General features: G+C 70.5%; 22 protein-coding genes and 1 tRNA gene. 19 read left to right on the plus strand and 4 right to left on the minus strand.

Translation table 11 applies throughout. The features are described from left to right. Both AC3ENQ_RS13455 and AC3ENQ_RS13460 read left to right on the plus strand, forming a co-directional pair. On the plus strand, positions 1–634 hold a 634-nt coding region (locus AC3ENQ_RS13455), incomplete at its 5' end, for a methionyl-tRNA formyltransferase (protein ID WP_431805253.1). Between the two features lie 101 nt (positions 635–735). Further along, entirely contained in the window at positions 736–2,046 is a 1,311-nt protein-coding gene (locus AC3ENQ_RS13460) for an RsmB/NOP family class I SAM-dependent RNA methyltransferase (protein WP_431805290.1), read from the plus strand. A gap of 190 nt (positions 2,047–2,236) precedes the next feature. On the opposite strand, the gene AC3ENQ_RS13465 is transcribed toward AC3ENQ_RS13460, so the two are convergent. Beyond that, positions 2,237–3,718, minus strand: a complete 1,482-nt coding sequence (locus tag AC3ENQ_RS13465) for a hypothetical protein (protein WP_431805254.1) — start codon at positions 3,716–3,718, stop codon at positions 2,237–2,239. 87 nt (positions 3,719–3,805) lie between these two features. On the opposite strand from AC3ENQ_RS13465, the gene rpe reads away from it, so the two are divergent. Then, positions 3,806–4,471 (plus strand): ribulose-phosphate 3-epimerase, encoded by a 666-nt coding sequence (rpe, locus tag AC3ENQ_RS13470; protein ID WP_431805255.1) that lies wholly within the window; start codon positions 3,806–3,808, stop codon positions 4,469–4,471. A 17-nt stretch (positions 4,472–4,488) separates the two neighbouring features. On the opposite strand, the gene glsA is transcribed toward rpe, so the two are convergent. Then, positions 4,489–5,652 (minus strand): glutaminase A, encoded by a 1,164-nt coding sequence (glsA, locus tag AC3ENQ_RS13475; protein ID WP_431805256.1) that lies wholly within the window; start codon positions 5,650–5,652, stop codon positions 4,489–4,491. Positions 5,653–5,755: 103 nt separating this feature from the next. Between glsA and AC3ENQ_RS13480 the strand changes: the two genes are divergently transcribed. Genes AC3ENQ_RS13480 through AC3ENQ_RS13500 form a run of 5 tightly spaced genes read left to right on the plus strand, consistent with a single transcriptional unit; the run spans position 5,756 to position 8,680 of the window. After that, positions 5,756–6,019 (plus strand): phosphoribosyl-ATP diphosphatase, encoded by a 264-nt coding sequence (locus AC3ENQ_RS13480; RefSeq protein ID WP_431805257.1) that lies wholly within the window; start codon positions 5,756–5,758, stop codon positions 6,017–6,019. 43 nt (positions 6,020–6,062) lie between these two features. Continuing rightward, positions 6,063–6,905 carry an ATP phosphoribosyltransferase gene (hisG, locus tag AC3ENQ_RS13485; RefSeq protein ID WP_431805258.1) on the plus strand — a complete coding sequence of 281 codons (843 nt, stop codon included), beginning with the start codon at positions 6,063–6,065 and terminating at the stop codon, positions 6,903–6,905. Position 6,906: 1 nt separating this feature from the next. Then, positions 6,907–7,671: an imidazole glycerol phosphate synthase subunit HisF gene (gene hisF / locus AC3ENQ_RS13490; RefSeq protein WP_431805259.1), complete on the plus strand. Its 765-nt coding sequence runs from the start codon at positions 6,907–6,909 to the stop codon at positions 7,669–7,671. Then, a complete protein-coding gene (hisI, locus tag AC3ENQ_RS13495; protein WP_431805260.1) occupies positions 7,668–8,057 on the plus strand; it encodes a phosphoribosyl-AMP cyclohydrolase in 390 nt (129 codons plus the stop codon). Before hisF ends, hisI begins: the two co-directional genes overlap by 4 nt. After that, positions 8,054–8,680 (plus strand): Trp biosynthesis-associated membrane protein, encoded by a 627-nt coding sequence (locus tag AC3ENQ_RS13500; RefSeq protein ID WP_431805261.1) that lies wholly within the window; start codon positions 8,054–8,056, stop codon positions 8,678–8,680. Before hisI ends, AC3ENQ_RS13500 begins: the two co-directional genes overlap by 4 nt. A gap of 27 nt (positions 8,681–8,707) precedes the next feature. On the opposite strand, the gene AC3ENQ_RS13505 is transcribed toward AC3ENQ_RS13500, so the two are convergent. Then, positions 8,708–9,994, minus strand: coding sequence for a lipase family protein (locus AC3ENQ_RS13505; RefSeq protein ID WP_431805262.1), 1,287 nt, complete (start codon positions 9,992–9,994; stop codon positions 8,708–8,710). A 171-nt stretch (positions 9,995–10,165) separates the two neighbouring features. Here AC3ENQ_RS13505 and AC3ENQ_RS13510 point away from each other — a divergent pair, with 171 nt between their 5' ends. From AC3ENQ_RS13510 to AC3ENQ_RS13555, 10 genes are all read left to right on the plus strand, one after another. Next, positions 10,166–10,396, plus strand: a complete 231-nt coding sequence (locus AC3ENQ_RS13510; protein WP_431805263.1) for a DUF6704 family protein — start codon at positions 10,166–10,168, stop codon at positions 10,394–10,396. Positions 10,397–10,398: 2 nt separating this feature from the next. Then, the gene (gene trpC, locus AC3ENQ_RS13515) at positions 10,399–11,169 is read left to right on the plus strand and encodes an indole-3-glycerol phosphate synthase TrpC (RefSeq protein WP_431805264.1); all 771 of its coding nucleotides are present in this window, start codon (positions 10,399–10,401) and stop codon (positions 11,167–11,169) included. Positions 11,170–11,171: 2 nt separating this feature from the next. Continuing rightward, the gene (gene trpB / locus AC3ENQ_RS13520) at positions 11,172–12,464 is read left to right on the plus strand and encodes a tryptophan synthase subunit beta (protein ID WP_431805265.1); all 1,293 of its coding nucleotides are present in this window, start codon (positions 11,172–11,174) and stop codon (positions 12,462–12,464) included. Further along, entirely contained in the window at positions 12,461–13,243 is a 783-nt protein-coding gene (trpA, locus tag AC3ENQ_RS13525) for a tryptophan synthase subunit alpha (protein WP_431805266.1), read from the plus strand. Before trpB ends, trpA begins: the two co-directional genes overlap by 4 nt. Positions 13,244–13,340: 97 nt before the next feature. After that, positions 13,341–13,640, plus strand: a complete 300-nt coding sequence (locus AC3ENQ_RS13530) for a GIY-YIG nuclease family protein (protein WP_431805267.1) — start codon at positions 13,341–13,343, stop codon at positions 13,638–13,640. A 236-nt stretch (positions 13,641–13,876) separates the two neighbouring features. After that, on the plus strand, positions 13,877–14,845 hold the full coding sequence (lgt, locus tag AC3ENQ_RS13535; RefSeq protein WP_431805268.1) for a prolipoprotein diacylglyceryl transferase: 969 nt from the start codon (positions 13,877–13,879) through the stop codon (positions 14,843–14,845). Between the two features lie 92 nt (positions 14,846–14,937). Beyond that, positions 14,938–19,509: a glutamate synthase large subunit gene (gene gltB / locus AC3ENQ_RS13540; protein ID WP_431805269.1), complete on the plus strand. Its 4,572-nt coding sequence runs from the start codon at positions 14,938–14,940 to the stop codon at positions 19,507–19,509. Further along, positions 19,502–21,019 (plus strand): glutamate synthase subunit beta, encoded by a 1,518-nt coding sequence (locus AC3ENQ_RS13545; RefSeq protein ID WP_431805270.1) that lies wholly within the window; start codon positions 19,502–19,504, stop codon positions 21,017–21,019. The genes gltB and AC3ENQ_RS13545 overlap by 8 nt, the downstream gene beginning before the upstream one ends. Beyond that, positions 21,016–22,458, plus strand: a complete 1,443-nt coding sequence (pyk, locus tag AC3ENQ_RS13550) for a pyruvate kinase (RefSeq protein WP_431805271.1) — start codon at positions 21,016–21,018, stop codon at positions 22,456–22,458. The genes AC3ENQ_RS13545 and pyk overlap by 4 nt, the downstream gene beginning before the upstream one ends. Positions 22,459–22,461: 3 nt before the next feature. Then, a complete protein-coding gene (locus AC3ENQ_RS13555) occupies positions 22,462–22,848 on the plus strand; it encodes a hypothetical protein (RefSeq protein ID WP_431805272.1) in 387 nt (128 codons plus the stop codon). Positions 22,849–22,858: 10 nt separating this feature from the next. On the opposite strand, the gene AC3ENQ_RS13560 is transcribed toward AC3ENQ_RS13555, so the two are convergent. Then, positions 22,859–22,939 (minus strand) — tRNA-Leu (locus AC3ENQ_RS13560). A gap of 57 nt (positions 22,940–22,996) precedes the next feature. Between AC3ENQ_RS13560 and AC3ENQ_RS13565 the strand changes: the two genes are divergently transcribed. Next, complete coding sequence (locus AC3ENQ_RS13565) at positions 22,997–23,626, plus strand: ANTAR domain-containing response regulator (protein ID WP_431805273.1); 630 nt, start codon at positions 22,997–22,999, stop codon at positions 23,624–23,626. Positions 23,627–23,645 lie beyond the last annotated feature (19 nt).

Here is a 23,645-nt window from a genome sequence, read left to right on the forward strand (position 1 = left end):
CTCGCGTGGGCGCGGCGCCGCCCCGGTGCAGCACGCGCTCATCGCCGGTGACCGCGTGACCGGCGCGGCCGTGTTCCAGCTCGTGCCCGCCCTCGATGCCGGCGACGTCTACGGCGAGGTCCGCTACGACGTGCCGCGCGGGGCGACCGCGGGGGAGGTGCTCGCCAACCTCGCCGACGTCGGCGCGGCGCTCCTGACCGAGGTGGTCGACGCCATAGATGCGGGCACCGCCCGCGCCGCGGCACAGACGGGAGAGCCGACGCTCGCCCCGAAGCTGACCCTCGCCGACGGCGCGCTCGACCTCACGGCATCCGCCGACCGCGTGCTCGACCGCTACCGGGGCACGACGCCCGAGCCCGGGGCGTTCGTGACGATCGACGGGCAGCGCCTCAAGATCCTCGCCGCACTGCGTGGCCCCGACGGCGCGGCGGCAGCGGGCGAGTTCGCGCTCGTCGGGCGCGATGTGGTCATGGGCACAGGCGACGGCACGATCCTGCTGAAGAGGGTCCAGCCCGCCGGCAAGGCGGCGATGGGTGCCCCCGACTGGTGGCGGGGGCTCCGCGGCGCGACCCCGCGCGCCGACCTTCCACGCGAACACGACGACAGCGACGCCGCCGACGGGGGTGAGTCGTGAGCGCCCGCGACGCGTCGGGCGCCGAGGCGCACGCGCGCGGCCGCGCGCAGGAGGCATCCGGGCGGTCGCCGCGCTGGGTCGCCTATGACACGCTCCGCGCCGTGCACACCTCCGACGCCTACGCGAACCTGCTCCTGCCGCGGGCGATCGCCCGCGCGGGACTGAGCGGCGCCGACGCCGGGCTCGCGACCGAGCTGACCTACGGCACGCTCCGCCGCGAGGGCACGTACGACGCGATCATCGCGGATGCCGCAGGTCGCTCGGTCTCGGCCATCGACCCGGCCGTCCTCGACGCGCTGCGCCTCGGCACGCACCAGCTCCTGTCGATGCGCACGCCCTCGCACGCCGCGGTCAACGAGACGGTGCGCCAGGTGCGGCAGGCTGCGGGAAAGCCCGCGTCGGGCTTCGCGAACGCCGTGCTCCGGCGCGTGTCGGAGAGGTCGATCGACGAGTGGCTCGCTCGACTCGACGCAGCCGCCCGCTCGGAGGACGAGCGCCTGGGCCTGCGCTACGCGCACCCCGTCTGGGTGATCCGCGCGTTCCGCCGCGCCCTCGCCGCGGAGGGGCGCGCCGACGAACTCGAGTCACTTCTCGAGGCCGACAACGTCTCACCGGTCGTGACGATGAGCGCTCTCCCCGGGCTCGCCGATGTCCCCTCGGATGCCGAAGCCACCCCCTACTCGCCGATCGGCTTCCGCTCGCCCGGCGGCGACCCGGGCGCCCTCGTCGTCGCCTCGGAAGGGCGCGTGCGCGTGCAGGACGAGGGCTCGCAGCTCGCCGCACTCGCGCTCAGCCGGGTTGCGCCGGTGCGTGCGGGGGAGCGGTGGCTCGACCTGTGCGCCGCTCCCGGCGGCAAGACCGCGGTCCTCGCCGCGGAAGCGCTCGCGGGAGGCGCCCTGCTGGAAGCCAACGAACTGTCCCCGGCGCGCGCCGGTCTCGTCCGCGACTCGGTGGCCGGCGTGCCACTCGACGTGCCGGTCTCGGAAGAGGACGGACGCACGCGCGCGGGGAAGGGGCGGTACGACCGCATCCTCGTCGACGCGCCCTGCACCGGTCTCGGCGCGCTGAGGCGACGCCCCGAAGCGCGCTGGCGCAAATCGCCGGCCGATGTACCTGCTCTCGCCGCGCTCCAGTCGGAGCTGCTGGATGCCGCGCTCGCGGCGCTCGCGCCGGGAGGAATCGTCGCGTACGTCACCTGCTCGCCGCACCTCGCCGAGACGGCCGCAGTCGTGTCCGAGGCGCTTCGTCGTCACGGCGACGCGGTCGAGGAGCTCGACGCGCGGGCCGTCGTCGCGGAGATCTCCCGGCATCCGATCGACCTCCCGGAATCGGGGGGTAGCGGACGTGCCCAGCTCTGGCCGCACCGCCACGGCACCGACGCGATGTCAATCTCGCTCTTGCGGCGACGCTGACACTCCCGCCGACTCATCCGAACCCGAAGCGGAACGCGGTTCGCCGCGGGTCGGGTTCACGGGGCCGGGTTCACGGGGCCGGGTTCACGGGGCCGGGTTCACCGGGTCGGGTTCACGGGGCCGGCTTACGCGAACGGGCGCCGGGGCGCTCCGCGAAGGAGTGCCCCGGCGCCCGTCGGCGCGTGATGCGTCAGTCCCAGCGCACGGTGAGCGGCGTCGTCGTGAAGTCGACGAGCGGCGAGCCGATCGACGGTGTGAAGAAGAACTCGCACCCCGTCATCGTCTGGCCATCGACGATGCAGTCGGCCACGACATCGACCGAACCGATGTAAGGCCCGCTCACCTGCATCGGGTCGCCGTAGATCTCATCGGGCTGCAGGTTCGCGAGCTTCGCCTGGGCATCGGCGCTGAGCGTACGCGTCAGGGTGCCGTCAACGATCTGGGTGCCGTCACTGAGTGTTCCGGGAACGGTGAGCCCGCAACCCGCCTCGAGCGTCTTGGAGGCCACGCAGGCGTTGACCGAATCGTTGACTGCCGTACGGAAAGCGGTGAGGCCCGACTCGCTCAGGCCGACGGTCGCTTCGAGGTCTCCCTCCGTGTAGTCGGCGGGGTCGCTCACGACGGCCGACGTGGTCCCGCTGAGCGCGTAGTTCTCGTTCGAGACGGCCAGCTCGTACGTGCCCGGGAAGACGGTGACGCTCTCCGCGTCATCGATATCGATGCCGTTGATCGTGGAGCCGAGCCCCTTGTAGCGGTCGCCCAGGTAGATGTCGATCGTGCCGACGTAGATCTCCCACTCGCCCTTGCCCGAGTAGTCGGCCACCCGGAACGTGCCCGAGACCGGCTCGCCGCCGACCGTGAAAGACGCCTCGACATCAGCCGAATAGGAGTCCTTGTCGGTCTTCGGCGCGGTGACGTCGATGTCCGCGATCTCACCGAGCTCGTTCGACGCGGCGAGCGCCTCATCGGTGAGGAGCGTCGTATCGGACGGCTTGCTCTCCATGAGCCCGAGAGCCGTCTTCGCATCGCCGTCGGCGATCGCCTCGAGGTACGACGTGACCACTTGTTCGGGGCTGGACTTCTTCGTGTCGTCACCGCCGCCACCACCGGAGGGAGACGAGCCGCCCGCTGCGCCGACGAGTGCGACGATGCCGAGCACGATGAGCAGGAGGAGGACGACGCCACCGGCGATGATGCCGATGATCGCGCCTGTGCCGAGCTTCTTCTTGCTGGTGGTGTCGGTCTGCGTCGGGTACGCCTGCGAGCCGTACGGCTGGGCAGGGGATGCCTGCTGCTGGCCCGGGTAGGCCTGCTGCCCGGGGTAGGACTGCTGGCCCGGGTGGGCCTGCTGACCGGGGTAGGGCTGCTGACCCTGAGCGGGGTAGGCCTGCGGAGACGTCTGCTGACTCGCGTACGGCGTCGCCGGAGCCTCTGCGCCGGTCGTCGGCTGCGAGGGCGTCTGCGGCGTGGCGGGCGCCTCGGACTCCGCAGCGGGCGCCGCGTCGCTCGCGGGCGCGGCGTCGCTCGCGGGCGCCTGCGGCGCGGGCGGGGTCTGAGCGGCGGTGTCGCGCGCGACCCATTGGCCGCTCGCGGCATCCCACCGGTGATCTCCGGACACCCATTGTCCGGCCTCAGCGTCCCACTGCGGCTGCGGTGCGCCGTCGTTGCTCATGGCTCTCCTTCTCGATACCTGTGAGGACCCTATCGGTTTCGACGCGCCCACAACGCCGTTTCCCGCGGCGGTGTGGATAATGGGCGCGTGAGCGAGCCGCGCATCAACCCCAGCATCCTTTCCGCCGACTTCGTGAACATGCAGGCCGATCTGGAGCGGATCGCGAACGCCGATTTCGTGCACGTCGACGTCATGGACAACCACTTCGTGCCGAACCTCACCTTCGGCCCCCAGATGGTCCAGCGCATCCAGGAGACCAGCCCCGTCCCGCTCGATGTGCACCTCATGATCACCGACCCCGACACCTGGGCGCCGGGGTATGCGGAGCTCGGCGCGGCCTCGGTGACCTTCCACCTCGAGGCGGCCGCCGACCCGCTCACCCTCGCGCGCCGCCTCCGTCAGATCGGCGCGCGGGCGGGCGTGGCCGTCAAGCCGGCGACACCCGTCGAGGGGCTGTTCGAGGTGCTCGACGAGTTCGACCAGATCCTCGTGATGACCGTCGAGCCGGGCTTCGGCGGGCAGAGCTTCATGGCCGACCAGATGCCCAAGCTCGCGCTCCTGCGCGACGAAGCACGACGTCGCGGCTCGCAGGTGTGGCTGCAGGTCGACGGCGGCATCTCCGATTCGACGATCGCGCAGGCCGCCGAAGCCGGAGCCGACACGTTCGTCGCCGGGTCGGCCGTCTTCGGCGCCGACGACCCCGGGCGGGCGATCGAGGCGCTCCGCTCCGAGGCATCCGCGCATACCCACTGACGCAGACGGCCAGCCGGTCAGCCTTCGACGCGCACGCGTCTGTCCGAGTCGGATACCTGCCGGCGTAGCACGTCGATCGCCATCGGGTGCACCTGGGCGAGGCCTCCGGCGTCGATCACGATCGACCGACCCGGCAGGTCGATGTCCCTCAGGCGCGTGAGCACCCGCTCGACGCCGCTGAAGGAGAGCTCACCGCCGAGGATGACCCGCAGTTCGTCGCCGTCCTCCCGAATGGCGACCTCGGGCGTCGCAACGGCTTCGTGAGCCTCGAAGACGTGCATGCCGAATCGCTCCGACAGCTTCTCGAGGACCATCTGCCCGCGCACCGTGTTGCCGCGCGCGTTCAGACGCGGACTGAACACGCCGACACCGAACTGCGACGGCGAGATCGCGATCAGCCCGCCCGCGACGCCGCTCTTGGCCGGGAGGCCGACACGCAGCAGCCATTCGCCGGAGTTGTCGTACATGCCGCACGACGACATGACCGCGACGGTGTCACGCGCACTGCGCTCGCTCACCACCCGCTCCCCGGTGAGGGGGTTTCGGCCCCCGAAGGCGAGGGTTCCCGCCATGACGCAGAGGTCCTGCACCGTGACGAGGGCCGAGCACTGTCGGAAGTAGGTCTCGACGACGTCGTCCACCTCGTCGGTGAAGATCCCGTACGAGCGCAGCAGATGCCCGAGCGCACGATTGCGGTCACCCGTCGCCGACTCCGATCGGTACACGTCTTCGTCGACGGCCAGGTCGCGCCCCGCGAACGCCGAGAAGCCCGCGAGGATCGTCGCCGACCGCTCGACGATGTCTGCACCCGGGATGAGCGACGTGACGGCGAGCGCGCCCGCGTTGATGAGCGGGTTCGCGGGGCGCCCCGTGCCCTTCTCGAGGCTGATCGCGTTGAACGGCTCGCCGCTCGGTTCGACGTCGACCTTCTGCATCACGGCATCCGGACCCCACCGGTCGACGGCGAGCGCGAACACCATCGCCTTCGAGATCGACTGGATGGTGAACGCCGCGTCCGCGTCGCCGACGGCGCTGATGCCCGCGCGCGGGCCGATGATCGCCAGTCCGAGGCGGTCCGGATCGGCGGAGGCGAGCTGCGGGATGTAGTCGGCGACCGCGCCGGAGGCGTCGGGGCGGACCTCGTCGAGAACGTCGCAGAGCAGCTGACTGATGGCATCCATGTCTCGACCCTAGCCAGCGCCCCTGCGCGCGTGTCCCCGTGCCCGCGCCCCGCAGCGCACCGTCCGTGCGTCCGACCCGGGCGGGGACCGGTAGCCTGTCAGGGTGAAGACGTTCGAGGGCCTCTTCGCGGAACTGACCGCGACCGCAGCCTCCCGCCCCGAGGGCTCGGGCACCGTCGCGCAGCTCGACCGCGGCGTGCACGCGATCGGCAAGAAGATCGTCGAAGAGGCCGCCGAGGTCTGGATGGCCGCCGAGTACCAGACGGATGCCGAGACGGCCGAGGAGATCTCGCAGCTGCTCTACCACCTGCAGGTGCTGATGCTCGCCAAGGGCCTGTCACTCGAGGACGTCTACCGACATCTCTGAGCGCGCCTCGTCCTCCACACACTCCGACACGAAAGCTCCCGCCATGCTGCGCATCGCCGTGCCGAACAAGGGCTCCCTCGCCGACACCACCGCCGAGATGCTCGCCGAGGCCGGGTACACCGGTCGTCGCGACCCGAAGGACCTGCACGTCATCGACCCCGTGAACGAGGTCGAGTTCTTCTACCTGCGCCCGAAGGACATCGCCACCTACGTCGGCTCGGGCGCGCTCGACGTCGGCGTGACCGGTCGTGACCTACTGCTCGACGCACGGATGCCGGGCGCGCGGGAGATCGAGCAGCTCGGCTTCGGTGGCTCGACGTTCCGCTTCGCCGGCCCTCCCGGTCGGTTCCGCGACGTCACCGACCTCGAGGGGCTCCGCGTCGCGACGGCCTACCCGGGCCTGGTCGACGCATTCCTCGACGAGCAGGGCGTCGCCGTCGATCTCGTGCCGCTCGACGGCGCCGTCGAGTCGGCCGTCCAGCTCGGTGTGGCAGATGCCGTGGCCGACGTCGTCTCGACCGGGACGACCCTCAAGCAGGCGGGCCTCGAGATCTTCGGGCCCGTGCTCCTCGAATCCGAGGCCGTCCTCATCGGCGCACCCGTCGAGGCCGACGGCGTCGAGACGCTGCTGCGGCGCCTGCGCGGAGTCATGGTCGCGCGCCGCTACGTGCTGATCGACTACGACCTCCCCGCCGACCTCGTCGACGAGGCGGTCGTGCTCGCACCCGGTATCGAGTCGCCGACGATCTCTCCGCTGCGCGACCCCGCCTGGGTCGCTGTGCGCGTCATGAGCCCCCGGAAGACCGTCAACCAGGTCATGGACGCGCTGTACGCGATCGGCGCGCGGGCGATCCTCGTCACTCCCATCCACAACGCGAGGCTCTGAGATGAGTCTCGCGTGCCGGGTGATCCCGTGCCTCGATGTCGCCGCGGGCCGCGTCGTCAAGGGCGTCAACTTCGAGAACCTCCGCGACATGGGCGACCCGGTCGAACTCGCCGCGCTGTACTTCGCGCAGGGGGCCGACGAGCTGACCTTCCTCGACGTCACGGCGACGGTCGATGACCGTGCGACGACGTACGACGTCGTCCGCCGCACCGCGGAGGAGGTGTTCATCCCTCTGACCGTCGGCGGGGGAGTGCGCACCGCCGACGACGTGGCGCGCCTGCTCGCCGTCGGCGCGGACAAGATCGGCGTGAATTCCGCCGCGATCGCCCGCCCCGAGCTCGTCGGCGAGATCGCCGACCGCTTCGGCTCGCAGGTGCTCGTCCTCTCCCTCGACGTCAAGCGCGCCCCCGGCACCCGGTCGGGATTCGTCGTGACGACCCACGGCGGACGCACCCTGACCGACCTCGATGCGCTCGACTGGGCGAGCGAGGCGATCGACCGGGGCGCCGGCGAGCTGCTCGTGAACTCGATCGACGCCGACGGCACGAAGGACGGGTTCGATCTCGAGCTCACCTCCCTCATGCGGGAGATCTCTTCCGTACCCGTGATCGCGTCGGGTGGTGCGGGCGCGGTGGGCGATTTCGCCCCGGCCCTCCACGCGGGAGCCGACGCGGTGCTCGCGGCATCCGTCTTCCATTCCGGCGAGCTCACGATCGGCGAGGTCAAGAACGCGCTCGCCGCCGACGGGATCGAGGTGCGCCGATGAGCGACGTCGACGACCGCATCGCCCGGGTGGCCTTCAACGCCGATGGCCTGGCGCCCGCGATCATCCAGCAGCACGACACCGGCGAGGTGCTCATGCTGGGGTGGATGGATGCCGAAGCCTTGCGGCGCACGCTCACCGAAGGCCGCGTGACCTTCTGGTCGCGCTCACGTCAGGAGTACTGGCGGAAGGGCGACACCTCCGGCCACGCCCAGTACGTCAAGGGCGCGCGCCTCGACTGCGACGGCGACGCGCTGCTGATCGCCGTCGAGCAGATCGGTGCCGCGTGCCATACGGGCGACCGCACGTGCTTCGACGCCGACGATCTGCACCCGGTGGCTGGCGATCTGCACCCGGTCTCCGGCGACGAGCCCGAGGGCGTCTCGTGACGGCGAAAGGACGTCTGTACGCCGTTCTCACGATCGTCCTGGGCGGCGCGCTCGCGCTCATCGCGTCGACGCAGACGTGGCTGACCGTCACGCTGCAGGCGGGAACGGACGAGGCGCTCGAGGTCGCGGGTGCCGACGCGTTGCCCCTGCTCGCGCCCCTCGCCCTCGCCGCGCTCGCGCTCGGGCTCGCGCTCACGGTCGTCGGGCGCGTGCTGCGCTACGTGTTCGGCGTCCTCGCCGCGGTCATCGGCGGCACGATCCTCGTCGGCGCGCTCCGCATCGCCCTCGGCCATCCGCTCGACGCGGTCGCTCCGGCCGTCACCGCCGCGACCGGCCTCTCGGGAGGGCAGGCGATCGCCGACCTCGTGACCGCGATCGAGGGCACCGTGTGGCCCTTCGCCGCCGCGCTCGGCGGCCTCCTCATCGCGGCGGGGGGCGTGTTCACCCTCGCCACGGCGCACCGGTGGCGCAGCGGCGGGCGCCGCTACCGGCAAAGCGGCGAGTCCTCTCCCGGGCGAGGGCAGACGGCGAGCGCCGGCCCCCGCCCGTATGACTCGATCAGCGACCGCGCGATCGACTCGTGGGACGAGCTGTCGCACGGCGACGACCCGACGGCGCGCTGACCTCGACCGGCGTCATCGCGCGACCGATCACGGCAGCCAGCCGAGATGGCCGCAGTTGCCGAACGCGGGGAGGCCGACGAGCCGGTCGACCAGCCACTGCTGGCTCGGCAGCGCCCGCGTCACGGCCGGACCGAGGTGGTTGACCGATGTCTTCACCGGCTGGATCACCGGCACGTAGGTGACTTTCGCCCCGCGCGCGCACCAGTCCGCCGCGAGCTGCTTGGCCTGGGCGTGCTGGACGACGTCGTCCTTCGTGCCGGTGAGCACCTGCACGGGGGCGTTCGGAACACCGAGACCGATGCGCTGGTCGGCGATCGCCTGCTGAGCCGCCGGCGAGCGGCCGACGACCTGCGCGAACGACTCACCGGTCGTCGTCCACTGCGACGTCGTGACGCCGCGGTAGGTGAGGGCGGCGTCGACCGTGCACGCGCGGGAGAGTCCGTCGAGGGCCGCGCGCCCGGCGTCGTTCAACGCGCCGTCGAGCTCCGCCTTCGCCGCGGGGTAGTAGCTCAGGATGCCGTTGAACGCGTAGCCGACCGCCGCGGTCAGTCCGCCGTCCGCGGTCTGCAGCACGCCGAACAGGTCGGCGGGGGGAGCGCCGGCGAAGGTGCCCTTGATGTTGAGCTCTGGCGCGTAGGACGAGGCGAGCTCCGCCGCCGCGGCGACCGCGCCGCCGCCCTGCGAGTAGCCGTACAGCCCCACCGGCGAGGACGCGTTCACCGACGCACCCGGCACCGTGAGCGCGGCGCGCGCGGCATCCAGCACAGCGTGGGCGAGATCTAGCCGCACACCGTACGTGTGCACGCGGTCGGGCGTTCCGAGACCGACGTAATCGGTCACGACGACCGCGATGCCGCGGGCGAGGAACGCGTAGATGTTCGGGATCTCGTAGTTCAGGGAGATCTGCGTGTCGTCGACGACGATGAGCGACTCGAGCGACTTCGACGGCGCGCACGCGTCGCCCTGGCCCTGGGTGCCCGCGGCGAGGACGACGAGGGGGCGTTGCCCGTGCGCCCACGGGGCCGTCGGCTCGATGTACGCCCCCGTCACCGCGACGGGGGCGCCGAGGGCGTCCGTGGAGCGGTACGCGATGCGGGTCGCGGTGCCGGGGAGCGAGGTCGCGCCGCCGTTCTTGCGCACCTGGGCGAACAGGTTCATCGGTTCGGACTTCACGAGCGCGCCGTTGGCAGCGGGCAGCTGCGCCGGCGGGTCGTAGAAACCCGGCGTGGGCGCGGCGCTCGCGGGCGTCGCGAACAGGGCGGACAGGGACAGTGCCACGATCGCGGCAGCGGCGGACATCGTCGTTCGACGCATGCAGACCTCCATTGGTGTGCGGATTCGGCGTCACCCTAGCGCCACCCGGAGCGGCGCGCGCGGATTGTCCACAGCCGCACCCGAGACGGCGTCCCCCGCGTACCGGCCGCAGCGCGCCCGCCCGCTAGACTGGGCGCGACCCGCCCACGCCCGCCTTTCCAGAGGAGCATCATGAGCTACGACATCGAAGATCCCGGCCACGGACACTCGCCGGCCGCCTGGACCTCGGTGGTCATCATGCTCGTGGCGATCTCGCTGGGAACGCTCTTCTTCTTCCTCGACAAGCCCGCGCTCGTCTGGGCGTCGGTCGTCCTCCTCGTCATCGGCGCCGTCGTCGGCGTGCTGATGTCGAAGGCCGGCTACGGCGCGCACGGGCCCAAGTACACCCCGAAGCAGCACTGATCATGCTGGCAGGCCTCACCGCCGGTGCGGTGGAGGATGCCGAGGCCCGCGCCGTCGCCCGGCCGCTCGCCGATGTCGAGCGCGCCGCGCTCGCGCAGGCGCACGCGCGCGATGCCCTCGCCGCCCTCGCCCCGGCTGACCGCGTGAAGATCATCGCGGAGGTGAAGCGCGCGAGCCCCTCGCGGGGAGACCTCGCCGCCATCCCCGACCCCGCACGGCAGGCATCCCTGTACGAAGAAGGCGGCGCCTCGGCGATCTCCGTCCTCACCGAGGGACGGAAGTTCAAGGGCTCGCTGGCCGACCTCGAGGCCGTCAAGGAGCGCGTGTCGCTGCCGGTCCTGCGGAAGGACTTCATCGCGACGCCGTACCAGGTGCTCGAGGCCCGCGCGTCCGGCGCCGACCTCGTGCTCCTCATCGTCGCGGCGCTGGAGCAGCCGCTCCTCGGCGAGCTCCACGACCTCGTGCGCGAGCTCGGCATGACGCCGCTCGTCGAGACGCACTCACGTGACGAGCTCGACCGCGCCGCCGACATCGGCGCGCAGCTCATCGGCGTGAACGCGCGGAACCTCTCCACGTTCGAGCTCGACCGCGACCTGTTCGGATCCCTCGCCGAGCACTTCCCGGCGGATGCCGTGAAGATCGCCGAGTCCGCCGTCCTCACCCCCGCCGACGTCGCGCACTACCGCCGCGCGGGCGCCGACGTGGTCCTCGTCGGCGAAGCGCTCGTGACGAACGATCCCGTCTCGACCCTGCACGCGTTTCTGGAGGTATGAGCATGTCGACCAGCCCCGACGTTCAGAGTCCCGGCATCCAGAGTCTGCGGGACCAGCACGGCCCGTTCTTCGGCGAGTTCGGCGGGCGGTACATGCCCGAGTCCCTCATCGCCGCCATCGACGAGCTGACAGCCGTCTATGAGGCCGCCGTCGTCGACCCCGCCTTCCAGGCCGAGTTCGAGGGCCTGCTGCGCTCCTACGCGGGGCGGCCGTCGGCCCTCACCGAGGTGCCGCGCTTCGCCGAGCACGCCGGGGGGGCGCGCGTGTTCCTCAAGCGCGAAGACCTCAACCACACCGGCTCGCACAAGATCAACAACGTCATCGGGCAGGCCCTGCTCACGAAGCGCCTCGGCAAGACACGCGTCATCGCCGAGACCGGAGCCGGCCAGCACGGCGTCGCGACGGCGACCGCCGCAGCCCTCTTCGGCTTCGACTGCACGATCTACATGGGCGAGGTCGACACGGAACGCCAAGCGCTGAACGTCGCCCGCATGCGCCTGCTCGGCGCCGAGGTCATCCCGGTGACGACCGGATCGCGGACCCTCAAGGACGCGATCAACGAGGCGTACCGCGACTGGGTCGCCTCGGTGGAGACGACGAACTACATCTTCGGCACCGCGGCGGGCCCGCACCCGTTCCCCGCGATGGTGCGCGACTTCCAGAAGATCATCTCCGAAGAGGCGCGCGCGCAGCTGCTGGAGGAGACCGGCAAGCTGCCGGATGCCGTCGTCGCCTGCGTCGGCGGAGGCTCGAACGCGATCGGCATGTTCGACGCGTTCCTCGACGATGCCGGCGTGCGCCTGTACGGCGTCGAGGCGGCCGGCGACGGCGTCGACACGGATCAGCACGCGGCATCCATCGAGCGCGGCCGACCGGGGGTGCTGCACGGCGCGCGCACCTACGTGCTGCAGGACGAGGACGGGCAGACGATCGAGTCGCACTCGATCTCGGCGGGCCTGGACTACCCGGGCGTCGGCCCCGAGCACGCGTGGCTCGCCGACATCGGCCGGGCGAAGTACATCCCCGCGACCGATACCGAGGCGATGGAGGCGCTCCGGCTGCTTTCGCGCACCGAGGGGATCATCCCCGCGATCGAGTCGGCACACGCCCTCGCGGGCGCCCTTCGGATCGGACGCGAGCTGGGTCCGGATGCCGTCATCGCGGTCAGCCTGTCCGGCCGCGGCGACAAGGACATGGACACCGCCGCGCAGTGGTTCGGACTGTACGACGGGGAGAGCCCCGTCGAGGCGCCCGCTCCCGAAGAGGGCGCCAAGGGCGAGGGAGTCGAACTGTGAGCCGCGTCGCCGCCGCCATCGATGCGGCGCGCGCCGAGGGACGCGGCGCCTTCGTCGGGTACCTGCCGCTCGGGTACCCCGATCTCGAGACGTCGATCGAGGCCGCCGTCGCGCTGGCCGAGGCGGGCGCCGACATCCTCGAGCTCGGACCGCCCTACTCCGACCCCGTGATGGACGGCCCCGTCATCCAGGAGGCCACGCACGCGGCACTCGAGGCGGGATTCCGCCTGCGCGACACCTTCACCGCCGTCCGCGCGATCACCGAGCGGGTCGACGTGCCGGTGCTCGTCATGACGTACTGGAACCCTGTGCTGCAGTACGGCGTCGACCGCTATGCCGATGATCTCCTCGCCGCCGGGGGAGCGGGCCTCATCACGCCCGACATCACCCCGGACGCCGCCGCCGACTGGATCGCCGCATCGGAGCGCACGGGCCTCGACCGCGTGTTCCTCGCCACACCGACCTCGACCGACGAGCGCCTGCAGATGATCGCCGATTCCTCCACCGGTTTCGTCTACACGGTGTCGACGATGGGGACCACGGGCGAGCGGGCGGAGCTGGATGCCGCGGCGCGCACCCTCGTCGAACGGCTGCGGACGCACGGCGTCGACCGGGCGTGCGTCGGCATCGGGATCTCGACCCCCGAGCAGGTGCACGACGTCGTCGCCTACGCCGACGGCGCGATCGTCGGGACGGCGCTCGTCCGCGCGCTCCGCGACGGCGGTATCGAGGGGCTCACCGCCGAGGCGCGCGCCCTCGCCTCCGGCACCACCCGCTGACCCCCGGTCGTTGAGCGAGCCGCGCCAGCGGCGAGTCGAAACGCCGCCCTGTGGACAACGCCGACACCGCCAGGCATCCCACAGCTATGATCCCGACATGGCGTTCGTGTACATGCTGAGATGCGCCGACGGCACGCTCTACATCGGCAGCACGCTCGACCTCGAGCGTCGGCTGGCGCAGCATCAGGCGGGCGAGGGCGCCGAGTACACGCGACGGCGGCGCCCCGTGACCCTGCTGTGGTCGGAGCAGATGGACCGCATCGACGATGCGTTCGCCTGGGAGAAGCGCATGCAGGGGTGGAGCCACGCGAAACGCCTCGCGTACGCGGAAGGCGGTCTCAACGCGATCAAAGGCTGGAGCGCTCGCCACCACGGGCCTCCGACCCCCGGCCGTTGAGCGAGGGAGCACAGCGACCGAGTCGAAACGACGCACCGCCGGAGGGTCACCGCGTTTCCACTCGCTGCGCTCGGTCAACGACCGGAACCCCACCCCCGGTCGTTGAGCGACGCACCGCCGGAGGGTCACCGCGTTTCCACTCACTCCGCTCGGTCAACGACCGGGGCGGCTGCGCTCGGTCAAAGGCCGGGGCGGGCGGGCGGGGATGCTCTCACGGGAGAAGTAGACTGCCCCTCGTGCTTTCTTCCGCGCTCGTCGTCGCCTCGATTCCCAGCCCGCCGATCAGTTCGTTCCAAATCGGCCCGCTGACGATCCATTTCTACGCCCTGTGCATCCTCGCGGGCATCGTGGTCGCGGCGATCATGACGAACAGCCGCCTGACCAAGCGCGGCGCGGAGCCGTGGGTCGTCATCGACATCTGCCTGCTCGCAGTGCCGCTCGCGATCATCGGCGCGCGCATCTTCCACGTCGTCACCCATTGGGACTTCTACTTCGGTGAAGGCAAGGACATCTGGGCGATCTTCCGCATCTGGGAAGGCGGCATCGCGATCTTCGGCGCCCTCATCGGCGGCGCGTTCGGCGCGTGGCTCGGCTGCAAGTGGACCGGCATCCGCTTCTGGACCTTCGCGGACTGCCTCGCGCCGGGACTCCTCCTCGCGCAGGCGCTCGGCCGCTTCGGCAACTGGTTCAACCAGGAGCTCTACGGCCTGCCCACCGACCTCCCGTGGGGCCTCGAGATCGACTATCCGAACCCCGCGTGGCCCGTCGGCCTGCCCGAAGGGACCCTCTTCCACCCCACGTTCCTCTACGAGGTGATCTGGAACGTGATCGGCGTCATCTTCCTGCTCTGGGTCGGCAAGCGCTTCACCCTGCAGTGGGGGCGCCTGTTCGCCCTGTACCTCATCTGGTACAGCGCCGGCCGGATCGTGTGGGAGTCGATCCGCATCGATCCGAGCGAGGTCTTCTTCGGCCTCCGCACGAACGTCTGGGCGGCGATCATCGGCGTCATCGTCGGCATCGTGATCTTCGCCGTGCAGACGCGCCGTCACCCCGGCCTCGAGCCGTCGCCCTATGTGCCCGGCCGCGAGTGGGCTGGTGGGGTCGATGTACAATCGCAGAACAGCGACGAGTTCGTCGACGTCAGCGCACCCCCGACGTCCGACGCCGTCACGGACACCGCCACAAGCACAGTCGTCAGCAAGTAACACAGCAAGGGCCGACGTCGTCCCGATTCAGCACGATTTTGAGGACGGTAGGTATGGCTTCGAGCCCCCGTCGAGAACCGACCACGCGTGACATGTCGGGTTCCGCACCGGAGGTCCCGGTGGGATTCCCCGCCAAGCAGGGAATGTACAACCCGGCATTCGAGAAGGATGCCTGCGGCCTGGCGATGGTCGCGACGCTGCGCGGCGAGCCCGGGCACGACATCGTCTCCCTCGCTCTGACGGCCCTGCGGAACCTCGAGCACCGCGGCGCGATCGGGTCCGATGCGGGAACCGGCGACGGCGCCGGCATCCTCACGCAGATGCCCGACGCCTTCTTCCGTGAGGTCTCGGGTCTCGACCTTCCGCCCGTGGGCGAGTACGCCGCGGGCATGGCCTTCCTGCCGCGCGACGACGACGAGCGCGCCGCCGTCAAGGCGGGCGTCGAGAAGATCGCCGCGTCCGAGGGCCTCACGGTGCTCGGGTGGCGCACCGTCCCCACCGAGGAGGAGCACCTCGGCAAGCTCGCGCACGCCGCGCGCCCCGTCTTCGAGCAGCTCTTCGTCTCGCACCCCGCCGTCGGCGACGCGCCGGCCCTCCGCGGTATCGCGCTCGATCGTCGCGTCTACCGGCTGCGCAAGCGCGCCCGCCGCGAGCACGGCGCCTACTTCGTCTCGCTGAGCTCGCGCACCATCGGCTACAAGGGCATGGTCACGACGCTCCAGCTCGAGCCGTTCTACCCCGACCTGCAGGACGAGCGCTTCCAGTCCGAGCTCGCCGTCGTGCACTCGCGCTATTCGACCAACACGTTCCCGTCGTGGCCGCTCGCCCAGCCGCTGCGCATGCTCGCGCACAACGGCGAGATCAACACCGTCGGCGCGAACCGCAACTGGATGCGCGCCCGCCAGTCTCAGCTCGAATCGGAGCTCATCGGAGACATCAAGCCGCTGCTGCCCATCTGCACGAAGGGCGCGAGCGACTCGGCATCCTTCGACGAAGTGCTGGAGCTGCTCACCCTCACCGGGCGCAGCCTGCCGCACGCCGTCATGATGATGGTGCCCGAGGCCTACGAGAAGCAGGCCGACATCGATCCGGACCTCCGCGCCTTCTACGAGTACCACTCGATGCAGATGGAACCGTGGGACGGTCCGGCCGCCCTCATCTTCACCGACGGCACCCTGGTCGGCGCGACCCTCGACCGCAACGGTCTGCGCCCGGGCCGCTGGACTGAGACGACGGACGGCCTCGTCGTGATCGGCTCCGAGACGGGCGTCCTCGACTTCGAGCCCGAGCGCATCAAGCGGCGCGGGCGCCTGCGCCCCGGCCGGATGTTCGTCGTCGACACGGCGCAGCAGCGCATCATCGAGGACGACGAGGTCAAGCGCGAGCTCGCGACCCTGCACCCGTGGCAGGAGTGGCTGGATGCCGGGCGCGTGCGCCTCAAGGACCTGCCCGAGCGCGAGCACATCGTCCACCCGATCGCCTCGATCACGCGTCGTCAGCGCACCTTCGGCTACACCGAGGAGGAGGTCCGCATCCTCCTCACCCCGATGGGCCAGAACGGCGCCGAGCCGCTCGGGGCGATGGGGTCGGATGCCCCGATCGCCGTCCTCTCGGAGCGTCCGCGCCTGCTGTTCGATTATTTCGTGCAGCAGTTCGCGCAGGTGACGAATCCGCCGCTCGACTCGATCCGCGAAGAGGTGGTCACCTCTCTCTCGCTCGGCCTCGGCCCCGAGCGGAACCTCCTGGACTGGGGCCCCGACCACACCCGCACGATCACGCTCGATTTCCCCGTGATCGACAACGACGAGCTCGCCAAGCTCCAGAACATCGACAAGGCGCTCCCCGGGCGCCGGTCGGTCACGATCCGGGGCCTGTACCGCCTCGATCACGAGGAGAACGCCCTCGAGCAGCGGCTCGAGGAGATGTACGACGAGGTCGACGAGGCGATCGCGCAGGGCGCGGAGTTCGTCATCCTGAGCGACCGCGACTCGAACAAGGACCTCGTCCCGATCCCCTCGCTCCTCATGCTCTCGGCGGTGCACCACCACCTCATCCGCAAGCAGAACCGCATGAAGGTCGGTCTCGTGGTCGAGGCGGGCGACGTGCGTGAGGTCCACCACGTCGCGACCCTCATCGGCTACGGAGCCTCGGCGGTCAACCCCTACCTTGCGATGGAGACCGTCGAGTACCTCGTGCGCGCGGGCTTCATCACCGGCATCACGCCCGAGAAGGCTGTCAAGAACCTCATCTACGCCCTCGGCAAGGGCGTGCTCAAGATCATGTCCAAGATGGGCATCTCCACCGTGTCGTCGTACGCGGGGTCGCAGGTGTTCGAGGCTGTCGGTCTCTCGGAGGAGTTCGTCAAGCGCTACTTCACCGGCACCGAGACGAAGCTCGGCGGCATCGGCATCCGCGAGATCGCGATCGAGAACCAGGCGCGTCACGACTACGCCTACCCCGAGGACGAGGCCGCGCGCGCCCACGAGCGCCTGTGGACCGGCGGCGAGTACCAGTGGCGCCGCGACGGCGCCCCGCACCTGTTCAACCCCGACACCGTCTTCCGCCTGCAGCACGCGACGCGTACGCGGCGGTACGACATCTTCCGCGAGTACACGAAGCTCGTCGACGACCAGGCGAGTGAGCTGAAGACGCTCCGGGGCATGTTCCGCCTCAAGACGGGTGAGCGTCCGCCGGTGCCGATCGACGAGGTGGAGCCGGTGGCATCCATCGTCAAGCGCTTCTCCACCGGGGCGATGAGCTACGGCTCGATCTCCAAGGAGGCGCACGAGACGCTCGCGATCGCGATGAACTCGATCGGCGCGAAGTCGAACACCGGCGAGGGCGGCGAAGACGTCGAGCGCCTGCTCGACCCGACGCGCCGCAGCGCCATCAAGCAGGTCGCCTCGGGCCGCTTCGGCGTGACGAGCATGTACCTGACCCACGCCGACGACATCCAGATCAAGCTCGCCCAGGGCGCGAAGCCCGGCGAGGGCGGGCAGCTCCCGCCCGGCAAGGTCTACCCGTGGATCGCCCGCACCCGCGGCGGCACCCCCGGCGTCGGGCTCATCTCGCCGCCGCCGCATCACGACATCTACTCGATCGAGGACCTCAAGCAGCTGATCTTCGACCTGAAGCGGGCGAACCCCGCCGCCCGGGTGCACGTCAAGCTCGTGAGCCAGTCGGGCATCGGCGCGGTCGCCGCCGGCACCGCGAAGGCCCTGGCCGACGTCATCCTGGTGTCGGGGCATGACGGCGGCACCGGTGCGAGCCCGCTCAACTCCCTCAAGCACGCCGGCACGCCGTGGGAGCTCGGCCTCGCCGAGACCCAGCAGACACTCATGCTCAACGACATGCGCGACCGCGTCGTGGTGCAAGCCGACGGGCAGCTGAAGACGGGTCGCGACGTCATCGTCGCGGCGCTCCTCGGCGCCGAGGAGTTCGGCTTCGCGACGACGGCGCTCGTCGTGGAGGGCTGCGTCATGATGCGTGTCTGCCACCTCGACACCTGCCCCGTGGGCGTGGCGACGCAGAACCCCGTGCTGCGCAGCCGCTTCACCGGCAAGCCCGAGTTCGTCGTGAACTTCATGGAGTTCCTCGCCGAGGAGGTACGCGAGTACCTGGCCGAGCTCGGGTTCCGCTCGCTCGACGAGGCGATCGGGCGCAGCGACCTGCTCGACGTCAACGGTGCGATCGAGCACTGGAAGGCCGACGGACTCGACCTGCGTCCGATCCTCGAGGGGCCCGCGTTCGCTCCCGACGCTCCGCGTCGGCACCGCCGCGACCAGGACCACGAGCTCGACAAGCACTTCGACGTGCCGATCATCGAGCAGGCGCAGGACGTCATCGCGCACGGCGGTCACCTCTCCGTCGACCTCCCGATCCGCAACACCGAGCGCGCGGTCGGCACCATGCTCGGCAACCGCGTCACGCTCGCCCACGGCGAGCACGGCCTCCCCGCCGGCACGATCGAGGTGAACCTCACGGGGTCCGCCGGCCAGTCGTTCGGCGCGTTCCTTCCCGCGGGCATCACGCTGCGCCTCGAGGGCGACTCGAACGACTACGTCGGCAAGGGCCTGTCGGGCGGGCAGATCGTGGTGCGTCCGCCGCGGGATGCCGCATTCGACGCGTCTCGGAACGTCATCGCCGGCAACGTCATCGGCTACGGCGCGACGCAGGGCAGCATGTTCCTCCGCGGCGTCGTGGGGGAGCGGTTCCTCGTGCGGAACTCCGGCGCGACCGCCGTCGTCGAAGGCGTCGGCGATCACGCGCTCGAGTACATGACGGGCGGCCTCGCGGTGATCCTCGGCACGACCGGGCGGAACCTCGGAGCCGGCATGTCCGGCGGCGCGGCCTACGTCTACAAGCTCGATCGCGCGCTCGTCAACCGCGAGGCGCTCGCGAGCGGAGAGCTCGAGCTGCTCGACCTCGGCTCGGGCGACGTCGAGATCCTCCGCGACCTGCTCGAGCAGCACGTCGCCGAGACCGGATCGACCCTCGCCGCCGCTCTTCTGGACGACTTCGAGGCCGAGGCCGAGAACTTCGTCCGCGTCCTGCCGCGCGACTACGCCGCGGTGCTGCAGACCCGTCAAGACGCGGCCGCCGAGGGGCTCGACCCCGACGGCGACGTCGTCTGGACCCGCATCCTGGAGGTGACCGGTGGCTGACCCGAAGGGCTTCCTCAAGACCACCGAGCGCGAGCTCCCGGCGCGCCGGCCGGTTCCCGTGCGCATCATGGACTGGAAAGAGGTCTACGAGCCGGGAGACTCGGCGGTGCTGCGCCGGCAGGCGGGCCGCTGCATGGACTGCGGCATCCCGTTCTGCCACAAGGGATGCCCGCTCGGGAACCTCATCCCGGAGTGGAACGACCTCATGTGGCGCGGCGAGGGTCGCGCCGCGATCGAGCGTCTGCACGCGACGAACAACTTCCCCGAGTTCACCGGCCGCCTGTGCCCCGCGCCGTGCGAGAGCTCGTGCGTGCTCGGCATCAACCAGCCTGCCGTGACGATCAAGCAGATCGAGGTCGCGACGATCGACGACGCGTTCGCGAAGGGCTGGGTCGAGCCGGAGCCGCCCGCGCGCCTCACCGGCAAGACCGTCGCCGTCGTCGGTTCGGGCCCCGCGGGCCTCGCCGCCGCGCAGCAGCTGACCCGCGCGGGCCACACCGTCGCGGTGTTCGAACGCGACGACCGCATCGGCGGTCTGCTGCGCTACGGCATCCCCGACTTCAAGATGGAGAAGCGCCACCTCGAGGCGCGCCTGCGCCAGATGCAGGACGAAGGCACCCGCTTCCGCGCGGGCGTCGAGATCGGCGTCGACATCACGTGGGACGAGCTGCGCGCGCGGTACGACGCCGTCGTCGTCGCGACCGGCGCCACCGCGCCGCGCGACATTCCGATCCCGGGCCGCGACCTCGACGGCGTGCACTTCGCGATGGAGTACCTCGTCGAGTCGAACAAGGCCGTCGCAGGCGACCAGGTGCCGAACCAGATCCACGCCGAGGGCAAGCACGTGATCGTCATCGGCGGCGGCGACACCGGCGCCGACTGCATCGGCACGGCCCACCGCCAGGGCGCGTTGAGTGTCACGAACCTCGCCATCGGCAAGCAGCCGCCGTCCTCCCGCCCCGACCACCAGCCCTGGCCGACGATGCCGACGCTGTTCGAAGTGGCCTCGGCGCACGAGGAGGGCGGGGAGCGGACGTACCTGGCATCCACCGTCGAATTCCTCGGGAACGACGCGGGCGAAGTGCGGGCGCTGCGCCTGGCCGAGACCGAATACCTCCCCGACGGACGCCGCGTCCCCAAGAGCGGCACCGAGCGTGAGATCCCCGCCGACCTCGTCCTCATCGCGATGGGTTTCACCGGCCCGGAGCGCAGCACGCTCGAGGCGCAACTCGCTACCGTGTTCACCGGACGCGGCAACGTCGAGCGCGGTGAGGACTACCAGTCCACCGCTCCCGGCGTGTTCGTCGCTGGCGATGCCGGGCGCGGCCAGTCGCTGATCGTCTGGGCGATCGCGGAGGGTCGGGCGGCGGCGGCGGCCGTCGACGAGTACCTCATGGGACGCACCGCACTGCCGTCGCCGGTACGTCCGACAGACCTCGCCATCGGCTTGCAGCCCGCGTATTCTGGATCCACCCCACAACCGCACACAGACCGGAGATACAGCCAGTGAGACGCGCGAAGATCGTCGCCACCCTGGGCCCCGCCACCGAATCGTACGAGATGATCCGCGCGATCATCGACGCCGGTGTCGACGTCACCCGAATGAACCTGAGCCACGGCTCCTACGCCGAGCACGAGGTCCGCTTCGCCAATGTCCGCAAGGCGGCCGACGACTCCGGCCGCGCGGTCGCGATCCTCGTCGACCTGCAGGGGCCGAAGATCCGACTCGGCAAGTTCGTCGACGGCCCGCACGAGCTCGCCGAGGGCGACACGTTCAAGATCACCACCGAGGACATCCCCGGTACGAAGGAGATCGTCTCGACGACGTTCAAGGGCCTGCCCGACGACGTCAAGCCGGGCGACGACCTGCTCATCGACGACGGCAAGGTCCGCGTCCAGGTCGAGAGCGTCGACGGCCCCGTCGTCACCACGAAGGTCATCGTCCCCGGAGAGGTGTCCAACAACAAGGGCATCAACCTCCCGGGCGTCGCGGTGAGCGTCCCCGCCCTCTCCGAGAAGGACGAGGCCGACCTCCGCTGGGGCCTGAGCGCCGGCGCCGACATCATCGCGCTGTCGTTCGTGCGCGACGCCAGCGACATCACCCGCGTGCACGAGATCATGGCGGAGGAGGGCCGGAAGGTCCCTGTCATCGCCAAGATCGAGAAGCCGCAGGCCGTCGACAACCTCGAGGAGATCATCGACGCGTTCGACGGCATCATGGTCGCCCGCGGCGACCTCGCCGTCGAGCTGCCCCTCGAAGCCGTCCCGATCGTGCAGAAGCGCGCGGTGGAGCTCTGCCGTCGCATGGCGAAGCCCGTCATCGTCGCGACGCAGATGCTCGAGTCGATGACGCACGCGCCCGTCCCCACCCGCGCCGAGGCATCCGACGTCGCCAACGCCGTGCTCGACGGAGCCGACGCGGTCATGCTCTCGGGCGAGACGAGCGTGGGGGAGTACCCCGTCGTCACGGTGCAGACCATGGCGCGCATCGTCGAGTCGACCGAGGAGCACGGCCTGGAGCGGATCCGTCCGTTCTCGGCGAAGCCGCGCACGCAGGGCGGCATCCTCACGCTCGCCGCGAACGAGGTCGCGGAGTTCATCGAGGCGAAGTACATCTGCATCTTCACCGAGTCCGGCGACACCGCGCGTCGCATGTCGCGCCTGCGCCCGGGCATCCCGATGATGGCCTTCGCCGTCGACCCCGCGATCCGTCGCCGCATGGCGCTCACGTGGGGAGTGCAGTCGACGCTCGTCGAGCACGTCGCGCACACCGACCTCATGTTCATCCAGGTCGACGAGTTCTTCCTCGGCAAGGGACTCGCGAAGGAAGGGGACAAGGTCGTCGTGATCTCCGGTTCCCCTCCCGGCATCATCGGCTCGACCAACGACATCCGCATCCACAATATCGGCGACGCCGTCAACGGCAATGCCCCGATCTACCGCGAGTAAACGGTGACGGCGCCCGCGAACGTGGCGGCACCCGCACCCATCGCGACCTGGGTGCGGGTGCTGGCGATCGCGAACGCGGTCTTCCTGCTCCTCGCGATCGTCGGCCCCGTGCTCGCCGCTACGGAGAACTCAGCGGGATTTCTCATCTCGCTGACCTTCCCGCAGGTGGTGATGTGGGCGTTTCCTCCGGCGGTTCCCATTGGAGTGGTGTGCGTCCTCGTCGTCCTGGGTATCGGGGCGACCGGGCTGAGCGGCACCGGTGACGGCGCGCACCGACGACGGCGGGTCTTCACGCGCGTCACCGTGGCCGCCTTCGTGATGTTCGTCGTCACGGCCGTGTCGGTCGGTGCTCTCCTCATGGCGCTGCAGGGTTCTCTCGCATCGACCTGAGAGCGTGTCGTGCCGGTGGTGGGAGTCGAACCCACACGTCCGAAGACAACCGAGTTTGAGTCGGTCGCGTCTGCCATTCCGCCACACCGGCGCACGTGCAATCGACGATACCGCAGGCGCGGGCCCGTCCTGGCTCTAGGATGGACAGGTGACTGAGCAGGAACTGAGCACCCCCACCGGCCCCACGGCGTCCACCGCCCCGCGACGCGTCGTCGTCGCCGAGGACGAGTCGCTGATCCGCCTCGACATCGTGGAGATCCTCCGCGACAACGGCTTCGACGTCGTCGGTGAGGCGGGAGACGGTGAGACCGCCGTGCAGCTCGCGACCGAGCTCCGCCCCGACCTCGTCATCATGGACGTGAAGATGCCCGTCCTCGACGGCATCTCCGCGGCCGAGAAGCTCAGCAAGAATCACGTCGCTCCCGTCGTGCTGCTGACCGCGTTCAGCCAGAAGGAGCTCGTCGAGCGCGCGAGCGAGGCCGGTGCGCTCGCGTACGTCGTGAAGCCGTTCACGCCGAACGACCTGCTGCCGGCGATCGAGATCGCGCTGGCGCGTTACGAGCAGATCATCACGCTCGAGGCCGAGGTCGCCGACATGGTCGAGCGCTTCGAGACCCGCAAGCTCGTCGACCGCGCGAAGGGCCTGCTCAACGAGAAGATGGGGCTGTCTGAGCCCGAGGCGTTCCGCTGGATCCAGAAGGCGTCGATGGACCGCCGCCTCACGATGCAGGACGTCGCGAAGGCGATCATCGAGCAGCTCTCGCCCAAGAAGGCCTGACTCCCTCTTCGCTGGGTCG

This window comes from Microbacterium sp. bgisy203, assembly GCF_057706945.1.